Source organism: Thiomicrospira sp. WB1 (genome assembly GCF_001507535.1).
Lineage (GTDB): Bacteria > Pseudomonadota > Gammaproteobacteria > Thiomicrospirales > Thiomicrospiraceae > Hydrogenovibrio.
On record NZ_LQBN01000004.1, the window covers coordinates 47,933 to 62,290 of the forward strand.

Annotated in this window: 12 protein-coding genes; 5 read left to right on the forward strand and 7 right to left on the reverse strand. The window is 55.7% G+C overall.

What is annotated here, in order from left to right; all coding sequences use genetic code 11:
* The first annotated feature begins 24 nt into the window (after positions 1–24).
* The 3 genes from AVO41_RS09495 (at position 25) to AVO41_RS09505 (ending at position 6,500) form a co-directional block, all read left to right on the forward strand.
* Entirely contained in the window at positions 25–1,035 is a 1,011-nt protein-coding gene (locus AVO41_RS09495; RefSeq protein ID WP_068586231.1) for an ABC transporter substrate-binding protein, read from the forward strand.
* Positions 1,032–5,453: an EAL domain-containing protein gene (locus AVO41_RS09500; RefSeq protein ID WP_068586234.1), complete on the forward strand. Its 4,422-nt coding sequence runs from the start codon at positions 1,032–1,034 to the stop codon at positions 5,451–5,453. Before AVO41_RS09495 ends, AVO41_RS09500 begins: the two co-directional genes overlap by 4 nt.
* A 93-nt stretch (positions 5,454–5,546) precedes the next feature.
* Entirely contained in the window at positions 5,547–6,500 is a 954-nt protein-coding gene (locus tag AVO41_RS09505; RefSeq protein WP_068586237.1) for a DnaJ C-terminal domain-containing protein, read from the forward strand.
* Between the two features lie 34 nt (positions 6,501–6,534).
* On the opposite strand, the gene proB is transcribed toward AVO41_RS09505, so the two are convergent.
* From proB to rplU, 4 genes are all read right to left on the reverse strand, one after another.
* On the reverse strand, positions 6,535–7,662 hold the full coding sequence (proB, locus tag AVO41_RS09510; RefSeq protein ID WP_068586240.1) for a glutamate 5-kinase: 1,128 nt from the start codon (positions 7,660–7,662) through the stop codon (positions 6,535–6,537).
* Positions 7,649–8,692 carry an Obg family GTPase CgtA gene (gene cgtA / locus AVO41_RS09515; RefSeq protein WP_068586243.1) on the reverse strand — a complete coding sequence of 348 codons (1,044 nt, stop codon included), beginning with the start codon at positions 8,690–8,692 and terminating at the stop codon, positions 7,649–7,651. Before cgtA ends, proB begins: the two co-directional genes overlap by 14 nt.
* Positions 8,693–8,797: 105 nt before the next feature.
* Entirely contained in the window at positions 8,798–9,055 is a 258-nt protein-coding gene (rpmA, locus tag AVO41_RS09520; protein ID WP_068586246.1) for a 50S ribosomal protein L27, read from the reverse strand.
* Positions 9,056–9,188: 133 nt separating this feature from the next.
* Positions 9,189–9,503: a 50S ribosomal protein L21 gene (gene rplU, locus AVO41_RS09525; RefSeq protein WP_068586249.1), complete on the reverse strand. Its 315-nt coding sequence runs from the start codon at positions 9,501–9,503 to the stop codon at positions 9,189–9,191.
* A 303-nt stretch (positions 9,504–9,806) separates the two neighbouring features.
* Between rplU and ispB the strand changes: the two genes are divergently transcribed.
* A complete protein-coding gene (gene ispB, locus AVO41_RS09530) occupies positions 9,807–10,772 on the forward strand; it encodes an octaprenyl diphosphate synthase (RefSeq protein ID WP_068586253.1) in 966 nt (321 codons plus the stop codon).
* 5 nt (positions 10,773–10,777) lie between these two features.
* Here ispB and AVO41_RS09535 read toward each other — a convergent pair whose 3' ends face one another.
* Positions 10,778–11,401 (reverse strand): hypothetical protein, encoded by a 624-nt coding sequence (locus AVO41_RS09535; RefSeq protein ID WP_068586257.1) that lies wholly within the window; start codon positions 11,399–11,401, stop codon positions 10,778–10,780.
* A gap of 146 nt (positions 11,402–11,547) precedes the next feature.
* Between AVO41_RS09535 and AVO41_RS09540 the strand changes: the two genes are divergently transcribed.
* Positions 11,548–12,084, forward strand: coding sequence for a GNAT family N-acetyltransferase (locus tag AVO41_RS09540; RefSeq protein ID WP_160326796.1), 537 nt, complete (start codon positions 11,548–11,550; stop codon positions 12,082–12,084).
* Positions 12,085–12,147: 63 nt separating this feature from the next.
* Here AVO41_RS09540 and ssb read toward each other — a convergent pair whose 3' ends face one another.
* Together ssb and AVO41_RS09550 are read right to left on the reverse strand one after the other, a co-directional pair.
* Positions 12,148–12,762 carry a single-stranded DNA-binding protein gene (gene ssb, locus AVO41_RS09545; RefSeq protein ID WP_068586261.1) on the reverse strand — a complete coding sequence of 205 codons (615 nt, stop codon included), beginning with the start codon at positions 12,760–12,762 and terminating at the stop codon, positions 12,148–12,150.
* Between the two features lie 83 nt (positions 12,763–12,845).
* Positions 12,846–14,249, reverse strand: coding sequence for an MFS transporter (locus AVO41_RS09550; RefSeq protein WP_068586264.1), 1,404 nt, complete (start codon positions 14,247–14,249; stop codon positions 12,846–12,848).
* Between the last annotated feature and the right edge of the window lie 109 nt (positions 14,250–14,358).

Genomic DNA, 14,358 nt, shown 5'->3' on the forward strand with positions numbered 1-14,358 from the left:
AGAGAAATAACGAAGCTTGCACTCATGTCAACATCCCCCATAAACCCATCCCGACGTCACTGGATCAAGCAGACCGTTTGCAAATCCGCCCTGGCTGCCTCGGCTCTTGCCGGCTTTGGCATGACCGGCGGCTGTGAAAAACGCGGCGACAGTCGGTTTGGCATCCATACCTGGATTGGCTATGAAAGTCTGTTATTGGCCAACCAGACTGGACGACTGCCCCCCAACATTACCTTGTCGGTGGGAAAAAACGCCAGCGACAGCATTCAGGGACTGCTTTCAGGCAAGTTGGACGGGGCGGCCCTGACACTGGACGAAGTCCTGCAAGTAAAAAATCAGGGCATCCCACTGAAAGTGGTCCTGGTGTTTGACATTTCCGCAGGCGCTGACAAAGTCATTGCCCGCCAGCCGGTCGAACGGTTAAGCGACATCGCCGGCCAACGCATTGCCTACGAACCGACAGCAGTGGGTGAACTGATGCTGTCCAAACTGTTACAAGCGGCCGACCTGAGCCGGGACCAGGTCACACTCGTGAACTCTTCGCCCGACCGCCAGCTGGAGCAATGGCAGGCCGATGCGGCCGACATTATGATCACTTACGAGCCCACAGCCTCTCGCTTACAGCGCAACGGGGGGCACGTTATTTTTGACAGCCGCCAACTCCCTGAAACCATCCTTGATGTACTGGCCGTGCGCGCCGACCGGGTGGATCAGTTTGCCGACAATTTGCGTGACTTGATTCGCGCTCATTTTCAAGTGCTTGACGCCTTGCAGACCAACCCAGGCGACACGCTCTATCAAATCGCCACGCGTCAGGATGTGGCGCTGGCCAGCGTCCGCGAAGCGTTACGCGGTGTGATTCTGCCCAGCGTGACCGCCAACATCCGGCTTCTGAAAGAAGGTGGAAAAGTCCAGACCATGGCTCAGGAACTGACAGACCTGATGCAACAGCAAAACCTGTTTCAGCAGGAAGCAGAGCCATCTCTGACCGATCAGCTGGCGACCGCTCAGTATTTGCCCAAGGTCATTCAATGAACCATCGCCCCCTGGCCAAATCGAGTCGATTACTGCAGACACTGTCGTTGGGATTGCTTGTTTGGTGTTGGGCCAGTTTTCCTCCAGTAAAAGCCGCCGACCGAACTTTGACACTCGGGGTCTACGCCGACCTGCCTGCAGACCAGGTGAAAACGCAGTGGCAGCCCCTAGCGGATTATTTAAGCCAGCAACTGCCCGCACAACAGGTACAGTTGCAGGTATTAAACGAATCCGGCCTGCACAACCACATCTATAACAACGAAGTGGACCTGCTGCTGGTCAACCCCGTGCTCTATGAGATCATTCGTGCAGAAAACACCTTGACCGGGGCGATTGCCACCGTAGAGCGCTACCGACATGACACCGCCACGTCTTATCTGGGCGGCGTGATTTTTTCACACGCCAGCACCGCCAGCCAACCGGGGCAGCTGACCAGCCTGACCGAATTGGCACAGGGTCGGATTGCGATTGCCGACCGTGAAAGTGCCGGAGGGTTCGTGATCCCTTTAAGCGAACTTCTGGACAAAACGGAACTCGCCCGAAAAAACCTGACGTTTGCCTCCGTTGCCGACCAAAACGCCGTCATTGATACCGTGATGAACGGCGAAGCCGATCTGGGCTTTGTGCGCACCGGAATCCTTGAGCAATGGCTGGATCAAGGGCGGCTTCAACGCAAAGACCTAAAAATCCACACCCCTCGACGTCTGAACAGTTACCCCTATCTACTGTCCACGACCCTCTATCCGGAATGGCCGTTTGTTGCGCTGTCTCACATCGGCGAGACCACCATCAAACAGATATCGGTGGCCCTGTTTCAATTGGACGCCAAACACCCTGCCAGTCAGGCGGCTCGCATCAATGGGTTTGTGCCCGCAAGCGATTATATGGCCACCGAAAATCTCTTACGCGAACTGCGTTTGCCACCCTACCAACAATTACCGCCCTTCAGCTGGCATGTTTTTTGGCAAACTTACCGCACAGAAGCGCTCATCGGTCTGGGCATCGCGGCACTCTTTGCCTTATTCTTTGCGTTGAACCTGGGCATCAGTCATCGCTTGCACCGCCTGGCCAAAGACCACCGTCTCCAGAAGGAACGACTGCACGACATTATTCAGGCCACCAACGCAGGGACTTGGGAATGGGATCTGTCCAGCAACGCCCTGACACTCAACCCTCAATGGGCAAACAAGATCGGTCTGGCTCAAAACCTGCCTGGCGATCACGACAGTTGGTTGGCGCAACTGCACCCGGACGACCGCGTCAATGTGGAAGCCCAGCAACGTTTGCACCTGCTTGGCAAAACCGATGAATACGAGTGTGAGGTTCGCCTGCGCAACGGCCAGGGGCAATGGCAATGGTTTCTGGATCGCGGCCGCGTCATTGAGCGCCAGAGCAACGGCGAACCTCTTCGCATGGCCGGCGCTCTGTCAGACATCACCCCGCTCAAGAAGCACGCCCAGTTACTGGAACGTCAGAGTCAACGCGACAAATTGTTGCTGAACCTGCCGGTGATGCAGGCACGTCTGGACGAAAACCGCTTTCTGCAGTATGTACTGGATCAACTGGAACATCTGACCGACAGCCAGATTGGTTTTCTGCACAAAGTCGATGCGGACCAGAACCAAATCGAAATGGTCGCCTGGTCTCGCCAGACTCAAAACCTTTGTCAGGCCACCTATCAAAACCATTATTCCGTGGACCAGGCAGGCATCTGGGCCGAGAGCATTCGCCAGAAAAAACCCTTCATCAATAACGCGCTACACCCCGATGAGTTGGCCGATCATCAGCCGGAAGGCCATGTAGCGATCCACAGAATGCTCACCGTGCCGGTCATGGACAACGGGGGGGCGGTACTGCTGATCGGCCTGGGCAACAAATCCGATGCCTATGGTGAAGAAGACAGCGATACCGTTGAACTGATCGGCAATCAGGTTTGGCGCCTGATCCTTCAGCAACGCAACCAACAAGCCCTGCAACAACAGCGGGCCCAGTTCGGACGACTGCTGAATGGCATCGGGCAGAGCTTCTGTGCCCTGAGTTTATCGCCCCAAACCCTGGCATTCTCTTACCTGAGCGATTCCGCGGCCGATATTTTCGGAATCAGCAAAGCGGATTTGCTGGAACGGCGCTGGGATCATGTCATCACTTGGAACAAGGACGACAAACGCCGGGCGGAACGCGCGTTCACTCGCTTGATTCAGGGCCATGACAACGAAAAAGCCCTGCAACTGAGTTTTACCACGCCCACGGGTGAAAGCCGAACCCTTCGCATGCTTTTGCACCGGGTTGAATCGGACGACCAGACCGTGTCGCTCGATGGTTTGATTGAAAACATTACGCGACGCCTGAAAGCGGAAAACGACCTGAAACAGGCGGCCAACGTCTTTCGCTATGCGCAAGAGGGCATCTTTATCACCGATACCGACGGCGTCATCCTGAACGTCAACCACGCGTTTGAAAAAGTCACAGGGTATCGCCGTGATGAAGCCATCGGCAAACGCCCCAACCTGCTCAAATCAGGGCGTCACGATGCGGCTTTTTACCAGTCGATGTGGCAGGATCTTTTGAGCAAAGGGTACTGGAGCGGTGAAGTCTGGAACCAGCGCAAAAACGGCGAAATTTACCCTGAAAAACTGACCCTCAGCGCCATCCATGATCATCAGGGCGAACCGATCGAATTCATTGCCCTCTTTTCTGACATCACTTTGCAAAAGAAACAACAACAGCAACTGGAGTACATCGCCCACTTTGACAGCCTGACCGGGCTACCCAACCGTTCTTTGCTCTCAGACCGTCTGAATCAGGCCATGGCCTTTGCTCGCCGTAACGATATGTCTTTGGCGGTGGCCTTTATTGACCTGGATGGGTTTAAATCCATCAATGACTTGTACGGACATCAGACCGGCGATCAGCTTCTGGTCTCCATTGCCAACCGTTTTAAGGAAACCTTGCGCGAAGAAGACACCATTGCCCGTCTGGGAGGCGATGAATTTGTGGCCGTCATGCTCGACATACGAGATAAGACCGAAATTTATCCGCTCATGGAGCGTCTGCTGGCGAATGCCAACGCGGCCGTCAGCCTTTCCGACATTGAAATCCGCGTTTCGGCCAGCATCGGCGTCAGCTTTTATGACCCGCACTCCGACCTGGATGCCGACCAACTGGTGCGTCAGGCCGACCAGGCCATGTATCAGGCCAAAACTCAGGGCAAAAACCAGGTGTTTGTCTTCGATCATGCCAGTTCAAAAACACTGGCGCGCGATTCGGAACTGCTTGCCCTGGAAGACGCTCTCAAAAACGGTGAGCTTTGCCTTCATTATCAACCCAAAGTCAATCTGCGCACCGGCGAAATTCTGGGGTATGAGGGACTGATTCGCTGGCAGCACCCACAAAAAGGCCTGCTCGGACCCGGCCAATTTCTGACCTTGCTGAAAGACTCCCCAGTCAGTTATCAGTTAGGGCTTTGGGTCATTGAAACCGCCTTGGCCCAATTGGCCGACTGGCAAGCAAATGACCTCCATACCTGCATCAGCGTCAACATAGAAGGCGATCAATTGCTGGAACCGGATTTTGCCGACCAACTGGATACACTGCTTGAGCGTTATCAACAGGTGGAGCCTGCAAAGCTGACACTGGAACTGCTGGAAACGTCGGCGCTGGAGGATCTGTACCGCGTCGCCCAGGCCATGAATGCCTGTCAGCGCCTGGGCGTTCGTTTTTCAATTGATGACTTTGGTACCGGCTACGCCTCCCTGACCTACCTGAAAGCCCTGCCAACCGATGAACTCAAGGTGGATAAGTCCTTTGTGCAGGATCTGCTCATCAACCCGCAGAGTCTGGCCATTTTGGAAAGTGTGGTGGGGATGGGACGTGCGTTTGATCTTGACATCATTGCCGAAGGCATGGAGCGCGACGAAGAAGCGATCGCCCTGCTCGGTTTGGGCTATGAGTACGCACAAGGCTTCCACATTGCCCGCCCCATGCCGGCCAGTGATGTCATTGAGTGGAAAAACCAGTGGCTGCCCTCCCCACACTGGTCCCAAATCGAACCCCTCGAAAAAAACCAGCTGGCCTTATTGACCGCGGCCACCGAACACCGGGGCTGGGTAAAACAACTGGAAGAATACCTGTTGGACATTCACCCCTCGCCGCCCCCAATGTCGCCGCATGACTGCCATTTTGGCCAATGGCTTAATCACCATGGCTTTGAACATTTTCATCGAACCGACATGTACGAGCAGCTAAAGCGCACCCACGATCAAGTCCATGCGCTGGGGCAATCACTTTTGGCGCAAAAAGAAAACAAAGCGCCCACGTCAGAAATTGAAGAAGGCTTAACCCAACTGCAATCACTCAAACAAACACTGCTCTCACAACTCCAGACATTGAGCAGCACCACGCCGTTGTATCTGGAGTAGCCCGTCCATTTTGGGCGCCTGCCCTTGAATTGCAAGCCAATGCCCCCACTAAACAGGCAGACATAACGCCCTTTTCATGAGGCAGAGAACGATATGGAATACAAGGATTACTACGACATTTTAGGCGTTGACCGGAATGCGTCCGAGGCCGAGATCAAAAAGGCCTACCGCAAACTGGCCGGTAAATACCATCCGGACAAACCCAGTGGGGACGAAACCAAATTCAAGGAAATCAGCGAAGCCTACGAAGTGCTGGGCGATGCGGAAAAACGGCGCATGTTTGACCAACTGGGCCCCAATTACCAAAATGGCCAAAACTTCACCCCGCCGCCCGGTTTTGAAGAAATGTTCGGCGGTGGCTTTGGGGGTCAAGGCGGATTCGGCGGCCAGGGCGGCGCTGATTTCAGTGACTTTTTCGAGTCGCTGTTCGGCGGGGGCTTTGGCGGCGGTCGTGGCCAACAGGGATTTTCCGGCGGTTTTCAGCAGAAAGGCGAAGACCAATCGGTTAAGGTCCTGATCTCGTTGGAAGAAGCGGCCCAAGGCGTGGAAAAATCGCTGACGCTACAGGTGCCGACCGCCGGATTGCAAGGCCAGGTCACGCAGGAACGCAAGCAACTCAAAGTCAAGATCCCGGCCGGAGTCAAACAGGGCTCACGCATTCGCCTCAAAGGCAAAGGCGCGCCCGGATTTGGCGGCGGCCCAAACGGTGACTTATATCTGGAAATCGACCTGCAAAGTCACCCTTTGTACAAGGTCGATGAAAAAGACGTGCATCTGAATCTGCCGCTGACCCCATGGGAGGCCGCGCTGGGCACCAAAGTATCGGTGCCGACCCTGCATGGCAGTGTGAACCTCAACATCCCGGCGGGTACTCAGTCCGGCGCTAAGCTGCGCCTGAAAGGCCGTGGACTGGGTCAGAGCAGTGCCGCTGGTCACCAATATGTGATCGTGCAGATTCACACCCCGCCGGCCGACAGTGACGACGCCAAAACTTTTTATGAAAACATGGCGGAGACACTGCCCTACAACCCTCGGGCGCACTTTTAAACCGTTTTTGACCAGGCCTGGTCAAAAACCGGTTTCAGTCGGCCAACACCAGGTTGTCGCAATGGATCAGAAATTCGCCTTCGCTGTAGCCCAAACGATTCAGGATCTGGCTGGAGGGATGGCCGATGATTTTGGCCACTTCATAATGCGAGTAATTAATCAGTCCACGCGCGATTTCACGGTTTTCCTGATCCACGCACACCACCAACTCACCGCGTTCGAACCGCCCCTCATACGCTGAGACCCCAACAGGCAATAAGCTGCGACCGGCCTGCTGCAAGGCCTTGACCGCCCCATCGTCCAAGACCAGTTGCCCTTTGGCCTGAAGGTGTCCGGCCAACCAGCGCTTGCGCGCCGTCATCGGTGCCAGATCGGGAATAAACAAGGTCCCCAATCGATCCTCCCCGCGCTGCAGGCGTGGCAGTACCTCGGGTTCGCGCCCGCTGGCAATGACGGTGGCCGTGCCGGAACGCGCCGCGCGTTTGGCGGCCATCACCTTGGTGTACATGCCGCCGCGTCCGAGTGCGCCCCCCTCGGGACTGGCCATCTCAGCCAGATCCGGCTGACTGACTGGGACGTCATACAGTTGTCGCGCTTTGGGATTGACCCGCGGATTGCTGTCATAAAGGCCGGTCTGGTCGGTCAGAATCACCAGCAGATCCGCCCCGATCAGGTTCGCGGTCAAGGCCGCCAGCGTATCATTATCCCCAAAGCGAATCTCATCGGTCACCACTGTGTCGTTTTCATTGATCACCGGGACCACGCCTTCCTGCAGGAGGGTCTGCAAGGTATCGGACGCATTCAAATAGCGCTGACGGTTGGAGAGATCATCATGCGTCATTAATATCTGCGCGGTGTGTATGCCGTGGCGGGCAAAGCCGGACTCATATGCCTGAATCAAGCCCATCTGTCCCACTGCAGCGGCGGCCTGCAGTTTATTGATTTCATGGGGACGTCGCTGCCAGCCCAGTCGCTGAACGCCTTCGGCCACGGAACCGGACGAGACAATCACCAGCTCCACACCGGCTGCTCGCAGGGCCGCCATCTGATCCACCCAGCCGCTCATGGCTTCGCGGTTCAGCCCTTTGCCATCGTCGGTCAGCAAGGCACTGCCGATTTTCACCACCCAGCGCCGGGTTTGACTTAATTCACTGCGCTGCATCGGTTTCTTCCTCAAACTCGCGTCGACGCTCGGCCAGTGTGCGGGCGATCGCTTCCATCAGCGTTTGCGTCCCGGCACGATTGGCCGCCGAAATGCAATACACCGGCCCTTGCCAGTCCAATGCCGCCACCCATTCGGCCACCTTCGCTTCGACCTCATCCTCGGGCACCAGGTCGGACTTGTTAAACACCAGCCAGCGCGGCTTACCGGCCAGGGCGTCGCTGTATTGCTGCAGTTCGTTTTCGATGGTGCGCACGGATTCCAGCGGATCGGAACCATCGATGGGCGCCATGTCCACCACCTGCAACAGCAATCCGGTGCGAGAAAGATGCTTCAAAAACTGCACCCCCAAACCGGCGCCCTCGGACGCGCCTTCAATCAGTCCGGGAATGTCGGCCATGACAAAACTGGTTTCAGCGGAGATTCGTACCACACCCAGATTGGGATAAAGCGTGGTAAAAGGGTAATCCGCTACTTTGGGACGGGCCGCCGACACGGCTGAGATCAGGCTGGATTTACCGGCATTGGGCATGCCCAGCAGCCCCACATCCGCAAGCACCGCCAGTTCCAGCTGCAATTGGCGCGCGTCACCGGCTTCGCCGAGCGTACACTGGCGCGGCGTGCGATTGGTACTGCTTTTAAAATGCACATTGCCCAGTCCGTGCTTGCCTCCGCGCGCGACCAGCATGGTCTGACCTTCGTCCACCAGGTCGCCGATCAGCTCCTGGGTATCCAGATCACGGACCATGGTGCCGACGGGCACCGGAATAATCAGATCTTCCCCTGCGCGTCCGGTTTTCTGCTGCCCCATCCCGGCCTGACCATTCTGCGCTTTGAAATCCTTGGTGTAGCGAAAATCCACCAGCGTATTCAGGTTGCGGTCGGCCTTGAGGTACACACTGCCGCCATCGCCGCCATCGCCGCCATTGGGACCGCCAAACGGAATGTATTTTTCCCGGCGGAAACTGGCCACGCCATTGCCCCCGCGACCGGCCTGTACCCGAATCTGAGCTTCGTCAACAAATTGCATTTTGGACCTCTGGCGCCTGTGCGCGCCGATGTTGCTGCCTTAAAACCAAAAAAGCCCCGATGAACGGGGCTTTCACGCGTTTCACACTGTGTTCAACGCATCCAATCAGGCTGATTTGATGCTCACATAGGTGCGAACGGGTTTGCCACGTGTGACAAATGCCACTTCGCCGTCGGCTTTGGCAAACAGTGTGTCGTCTTTACCGCGTCCAACGTTGTCACCGGCGTGGAATTTAGTGCCGCGCTGGCGCACCAGAATGCTGCCTGCGGAAACCTGTTGACCACCGAAGCGCTTCACGCCCAAGCGTTTGGCATTGGAATCGCGACCGTTTTTTGTACTACCTGCAGCTTTTTTATGAGCCATGGTGTTACTCTCCTGTTTATCCAGACTGCCCCCTTTTGAAGAAGCAGTGCAGATGTCTGTCTGTCAAACCAGCTCGAAGCTGGCGGTGTTTCAAATCAACCGAGTCGGTATCGACTCGATCACGACCGATGGATCAGGCCGTGATTTTGGAAATCTCAACTTCCGTGTAGTTCTGACGGTGGCCTTGCTTGAGGCGCGACTTGTTTTTACGACGACGGAATTTGATGATCGTCACTTTGTCGCCACGACCGTTGCTTTTTACTGTGGCAGCGACTTTGGCGCCTTCCACAACAGGGGTACCGACTTTCACGTCTTTCCCTTCACCGACCATCATCACCTGGTCAAATTCAACGGTTTCGCCTTCGTTTGCATTCAATGATTCAACACGTAAAACATCGCCTTCTTGCACACGATATTGCTTGCCACCGGTTTTGATAACTGCGTACATTTGGAAACTCCCGGTCTTTTCAGTTATATAATTTAAGTTTCTCTCTGCTAAGGGACTAGCAAAAGCGGGATTATAGCGCTGTGATTCTGACAGGTCAACCACATTGCTGGCTTTTTGTCAGGCAACCGCTTGAAAAAGCATCATTTTCCCAGCCAGAGCGTCAAAGAAGGGAGTGTGACAGGGTGTTTTTGACCAGGTCTGGTGAAAACAGCCAGTGGATGACGGCTTTTTTGCGCTTGCGTCTTTGTTTCTGGACCAAATCATACTAAACTTAACGCCATTTTACGGCATGAAGCGGATTGTATGACGCTGGACGACATTCGAACACTGATGCACGATGACCTCAAGGCGACCGATGCCTTGATTCTGGAACGACTGGCGTCAGACGTGGTCCTGATCAATCAGATCGGGCATTACATTATCCACAGCGGCGGCAAGCGCTTGCGCCCTCTGCTGTTGCTGCTGGCCGCCCGTGCCTGCGGCTATGAAGGTCGCCAGCATCACACCCTGGCGGCGGTGATCGAATTCATCCATACCTCCACTCTGCTGCACGACGACGTGGTGGACGAGTCCAGCGTGCGCCGCGGCCGCGACACCGCCAACGAAGTCTGGGGCAATGCCGCCAGCGTGCTGGTGGGCGACTTTCTCTACTCTCGCTCGTTTGAAATGATGGTTGAACCCGGTGACATGCGGGTCATGGAGATTTTATCCGAAGCCACCAACGTGATTGCCGAAGGCGAAGTGTTGCAGTTGCTTAACTGTCATAACCCCGATGTGTCCATCAACGCCTACATGGACGTCATTCATCGTAAAACCGCCAAGCTGTTTGAAGCCGCCACCCGCCTGGGCGCGGTTCTGGCCAAACAGCCGCAATGGGAAAATGCTTTGGCTGATTACGGTCGACACGTCGGCGCCGCTTTCCAACTGATCGACGATGCGCTGGACTACATGGCCGATGCCGACACGCTGGGCAAAAACCTGGGCGATGACCTGGCCGAAGGCAAGCCGACACTGCCTTTGATCTACCTGATGGAAAACGGCCAGCCGGACGAAGTGGCGATGGTGCGTCGGGCGATTGAGGAAGGCGGCCTGGACCAGCTGTCTGAAATCACGCGACTGATCCAGACCTCTGGCGCTTTGGACCATACGCGCCTGGAGGCGGAGAAACAGGCCGACCTGGCCCGCACAGCATTAAACGACCTGCCTGACTCTCCCATCAAACAGGCCCTGAACAGTCTGGCCGACCTGGCGGTGCAACGCAGCCACTGATTCGCTCAGCGCGTCAGGCGGCTGGCGGGAATTTTGTGCTTACTGCCTTTGAAATGCTTGTGCAGGGTCTGTTGCAACTCTTCTTCCTTGCGCTCTTCTTCGTCGCGCGCAATCGCCTCTTCCAACTCCTTGCGCTCCTGCTCGACAAACTTTTTATACAGCTCAAGATTGTGGATTTTGGTCTTGTCCCAATCTATGCGGCGCATCAGCCAATTCACAAAATAGCGAATCACATGGCATTCATCGTAGCTGGCATAAAGCACTTCCGGCTTGGGACGATAGCCGTGGAGACGTTCCACCAGAATCAACTGCAGACGGCTGTCGGGTCGAATTCGGATAAAACCCTGTCTGCGATCGTCCAGACTCACGCTGTAATAAAGCCGCACCACTTTGTTGATGCTGAACATCGCCTTGGTCAGAATGGTCGATTCCGGCTTGCCATTGAGCCCCACCGTATAGATAAAAATATTCTGGCTCATAATGGCACGCACAAACTGCTCCAGCCGATCAAACGGTACCGGCTGCCCCTGCTGGGCCTGAACCTCCACTTCCGTGCGCAAGGCTTCGGCGCGGGTTTCCATTTTTTTGAAAAAATAGCGCAGACTGGGCGTGATTTCGGTTTTATCCATAATGACAGCTCTCCTCTATACAACGTAACGGCCCTTTTGCGAAAACATTTAAGGTTTCCCACGGGTTTTTTGAGGCACAGCGTCCGACCCGCTGAGATAGAATCAACCCATTGAGCGCCAAGAATGTATACACCATGGAAAAACCAATGAACCACCATCTCGGGCACTCGGATCAGGCACCGGCCATCATCGATTTATTCAGACGAACCTTCACCCAATCAGAGGGCGCCGAAGAAGGTCATTTAATCGCCACGCTCGCACACCAGCTGATCGAGCAGACCGATGAAGCAGACCGGCTCGTTTGGGTCGCCGAGAACCGGGAAGGCATACAGGGCTGCGTGATCTTTTCCAGGTTGCACGGTACAGGGACGGATCAGGCGTTTCTCATGGCTCCGGTCGCGGTCTGCCCGACGCAGCAACGCAAGGGCATTGGCCAGGCGATGATTCAGGCCGGTTTATCGGCCCTGCTAGCCCGGAACACGGACTGGGTTCTCACCTATGGCGACCCCGCTTATTATGCCCGAACCGGGTTTCGACCGATCTTGGAGACCCAACTTCCACCACCGTATCCGCTCTCCTTCCCGCAAGGCTGGCTGGGGCAGTCGCTGACCCAAACGCCATTGCCCACATTGAACGAACCGCTTCGATGTGTGCCCGCCTTGCAGAACCCGGCTTACTGGTAATGTCACCAACAAAAAACCCCGCACGCTGGCGGGGTTTCAGTCATGACGATCATCATGTATGTTTTAAAACGGTACGTCATCGTCATCAAAGTCATTGGGGGTGTAGGCCGGTGCCTGCTGCGCAGGCGCGGGCTGCGCCGGTTGCTGATTGAAATCCGGTTGCGCAGGCCGTTGCGGGGCTGACTGGGCGGGGGCACCCTGCTGACCGGATTGAAACCCACCCTGTCCTTGACCACCCATCGCGGCGCCGCCTGCGGCCATGCCGGCATTCGGGGCACCGCCCCCTTGCCAGGACTGATCGAACGATGTGTCCTGTTGCCCCTGACGATTACCGCCGCCGAGCATTTGCATCACGCCATTAAACGGATCCAGGACAATCTCAGTGCTGTAACGGTCTTGACCGCTGTTCTGATCCTGCCATTTTCGAGTCTGAATCTTGCCTTCCAGATAGACCTGTGAGCCTTTGTTCAGATACTGACCGGCGATTTCGGCCAATTTGCCAAAGATCACCACCCGGTGCCATTCGGTTTTTTCCTGGCGCTCACCGGAATTGCGATCGTTCCACTGTTCACTGGTGGCCACGCTCAGATTGGCAATCGGGTTGCCATTGGCGCTGTAACGGACTTCGGGGTCGCGCCCCAGGGTTCCGACAATAATAGCTTTGTTGACACCACGCACGTTCTTTACTCCTTCGACTCCTGAATGGGTTGGATCGGATCAACCGGATTTACCGGTTTTTACCAGGCCTGGTTAAAAGCGGTTCAGGCTTTCAGCCCCCGCTCTACATAATCGATCAATCCGACTTCATCAATTTGTTTTCGGTCAATTTTAAAATACACCCGCTGATCGTCCTGGGACACCACCACTTCGTAGATGCCATCGTAACTGAGCAATGTCTGGGACAACTGCGCTCGCTCGGTTTCGGACAAAGACGTCTCAAACGGAATGGAGGCAATGCTCAACGGCTTGGGATCGGTCATGGTCAAGGCGACCAGCCCCCAAAGCGTCCCCACCACGGCGGTGAACACAAACACTCCATCGATGCCATAGACATCGTAACTCAAGCCGCCCAAGCCACCACCAAGCGCCGCGCCCAAAAACTGGCTGCTGGAGTATACCCCGCTGGCGGTGCCTTTTTTATCGGCCGGGGACAGCTTGACCACCAAGGAGGGCAGGGTCGCTTCCAGCAAATTAAAGGCGGTAAAAAACACCAACAATAACACAAACAGTGTCCAAAAACCGTCCGCCAGAAAAATAAACGCCGCCTGCATCAGCACCAATGTCCAGACGGCGCCAACAAACACGGGTTTCATGCGGCCTTTGGCTTCCGCCTGAATCACAAACGGCACCATCAGCACAAACGATAGCAACATCACCGGCAAATACAGTTCCCAATGATGCAAAGATCCCAGCCCCGCCTGATCCCGGATCAGAAGCGGCACCGCCACGAACATGGCGGTTAGGATCGCATGCAGGGTAAACACCCCCACGTCGAGACGCAACAGTTCCGGGTTTTTCAGCACGTCCTTGAACTGCGCCGGGTCGGCCTGGGTTTCACGTTGAAACGGCGATTGTTTGATCGGGGGCACGCTGTAAATCACCATGGCAATCGCCACCAGACCCAACAGTGCGGTAATCCAGAAAATCCCCCGCACACCAAACCACTCGCTCAACAAAGGCCCGGCCACCAGCGACAGCGTGAACGATAAGCCGATGGTGATGCCCACCACCGACATGGCACGCAAACGAAAACGCTCTGAGACCAGGTCCGCGACCGACGCCATCAGGACGGCCGCCACGGCACCCATGCCTTGCACCGCGCGCCCCACAATCATCCATTCGATGGTTTCCGCCATCGCACAAATGACCGAGCCCAGCATGAACACCAAGAGCCCGACAATGATCAGCGGTTTGCGGCCAAACCGATCCGACAGCATGCCATAAGGAATTTGCAGGGCCGCCTGTGTCAGGCCGTAAATGCCCATCGCAATCCCGGTCATCAAACCGGTAGCGTTGACAAAGGTTTCTTCGGCAAACAGCGCAAACACCGGAAAAATCATGAACAACCCGAGCATCCGGGTGGAAAAGATACCGGCGATGGACAAGGTGGCGCGTTTCTCCAGCGCCGACATTTGTCTTGGTGCGTCCGAGACGGGTTGACTCATACGAAATCCTGACGTTTCAGAAATTGGAAAATGCGTTATTATAGCATTGATTCCGATGCATCCCGAGCTTGCGTCGACCATCGTCTTGCGTCAAAGGCCTTCGCAGGTC

Coding starts and splice junctions, on each gene's coding strand:
- ispB (WP_068586253.1), top strand. CDS start 9,807: ATGACGCTGGACGACATTCGAACACTGATGCACGATGACCTCAAGGCG.
- rpmA (WP_068586246.1), bottom strand. CDS start 9,055: ATGGCTCATAAAAAAGCTGCAGGTAGTACAAAAAACGGTCGCGATTCC.
- cgtA (WP_068586243.1), bottom strand. CDS start 8,692: ATGCAATTTGTTGACGAAGCTCAGATTCGGGTACAGGCCGGTCGCGGG.
- AVO41_RS09505 (WP_068586237.1), top strand. CDS start 5,547: ATGGAATACAAGGATTACTACGACATTTTAGGCGTTGACCGGAATGCG.
- AVO41_RS09550 (WP_068586264.1), bottom strand. CDS start 14,249: ATGAGTCAACCCGTCTCGGACGCACCAAGACAAATGTCGGCGCTGGAG.
- AVO41_RS09500 (WP_068586234.1), top strand. CDS start 1,032: ATGAACCATCGCCCCCTGGCCAAATCGAGTCGATTACTGCAGACACTG.
- AVO41_RS09540 (WP_160326796.1), top strand. CDS start 11,548: ATGAACCACCATCTCGGGCACTCGGATCAGGCACCGGCCATCATCGAT.
- AVO41_RS09535 (WP_068586257.1), bottom strand. CDS start 11,401: ATGGATAAAACCGAAATCACGCCCAGTCTGCGCTATTTTTTCAAAAAA.
- rplU (WP_068586249.1), bottom strand. CDS start 9,503: ATGTACGCAGTTATCAAAACCGGTGGCAAGCAATATCGTGTGCAAGAA.
- proB (WP_068586240.1), bottom strand. CDS start 7,662: ATGCAGCGCAGTGAATTAAGTCAAACCCGGCGCTGGGTGGTGAAAATC.
- AVO41_RS09495 (WP_068586231.1), top strand. CDS start 25: ATGTCAACATCCCCCATAAACCCATCCCGACGTCACTGGATCAAGCAG.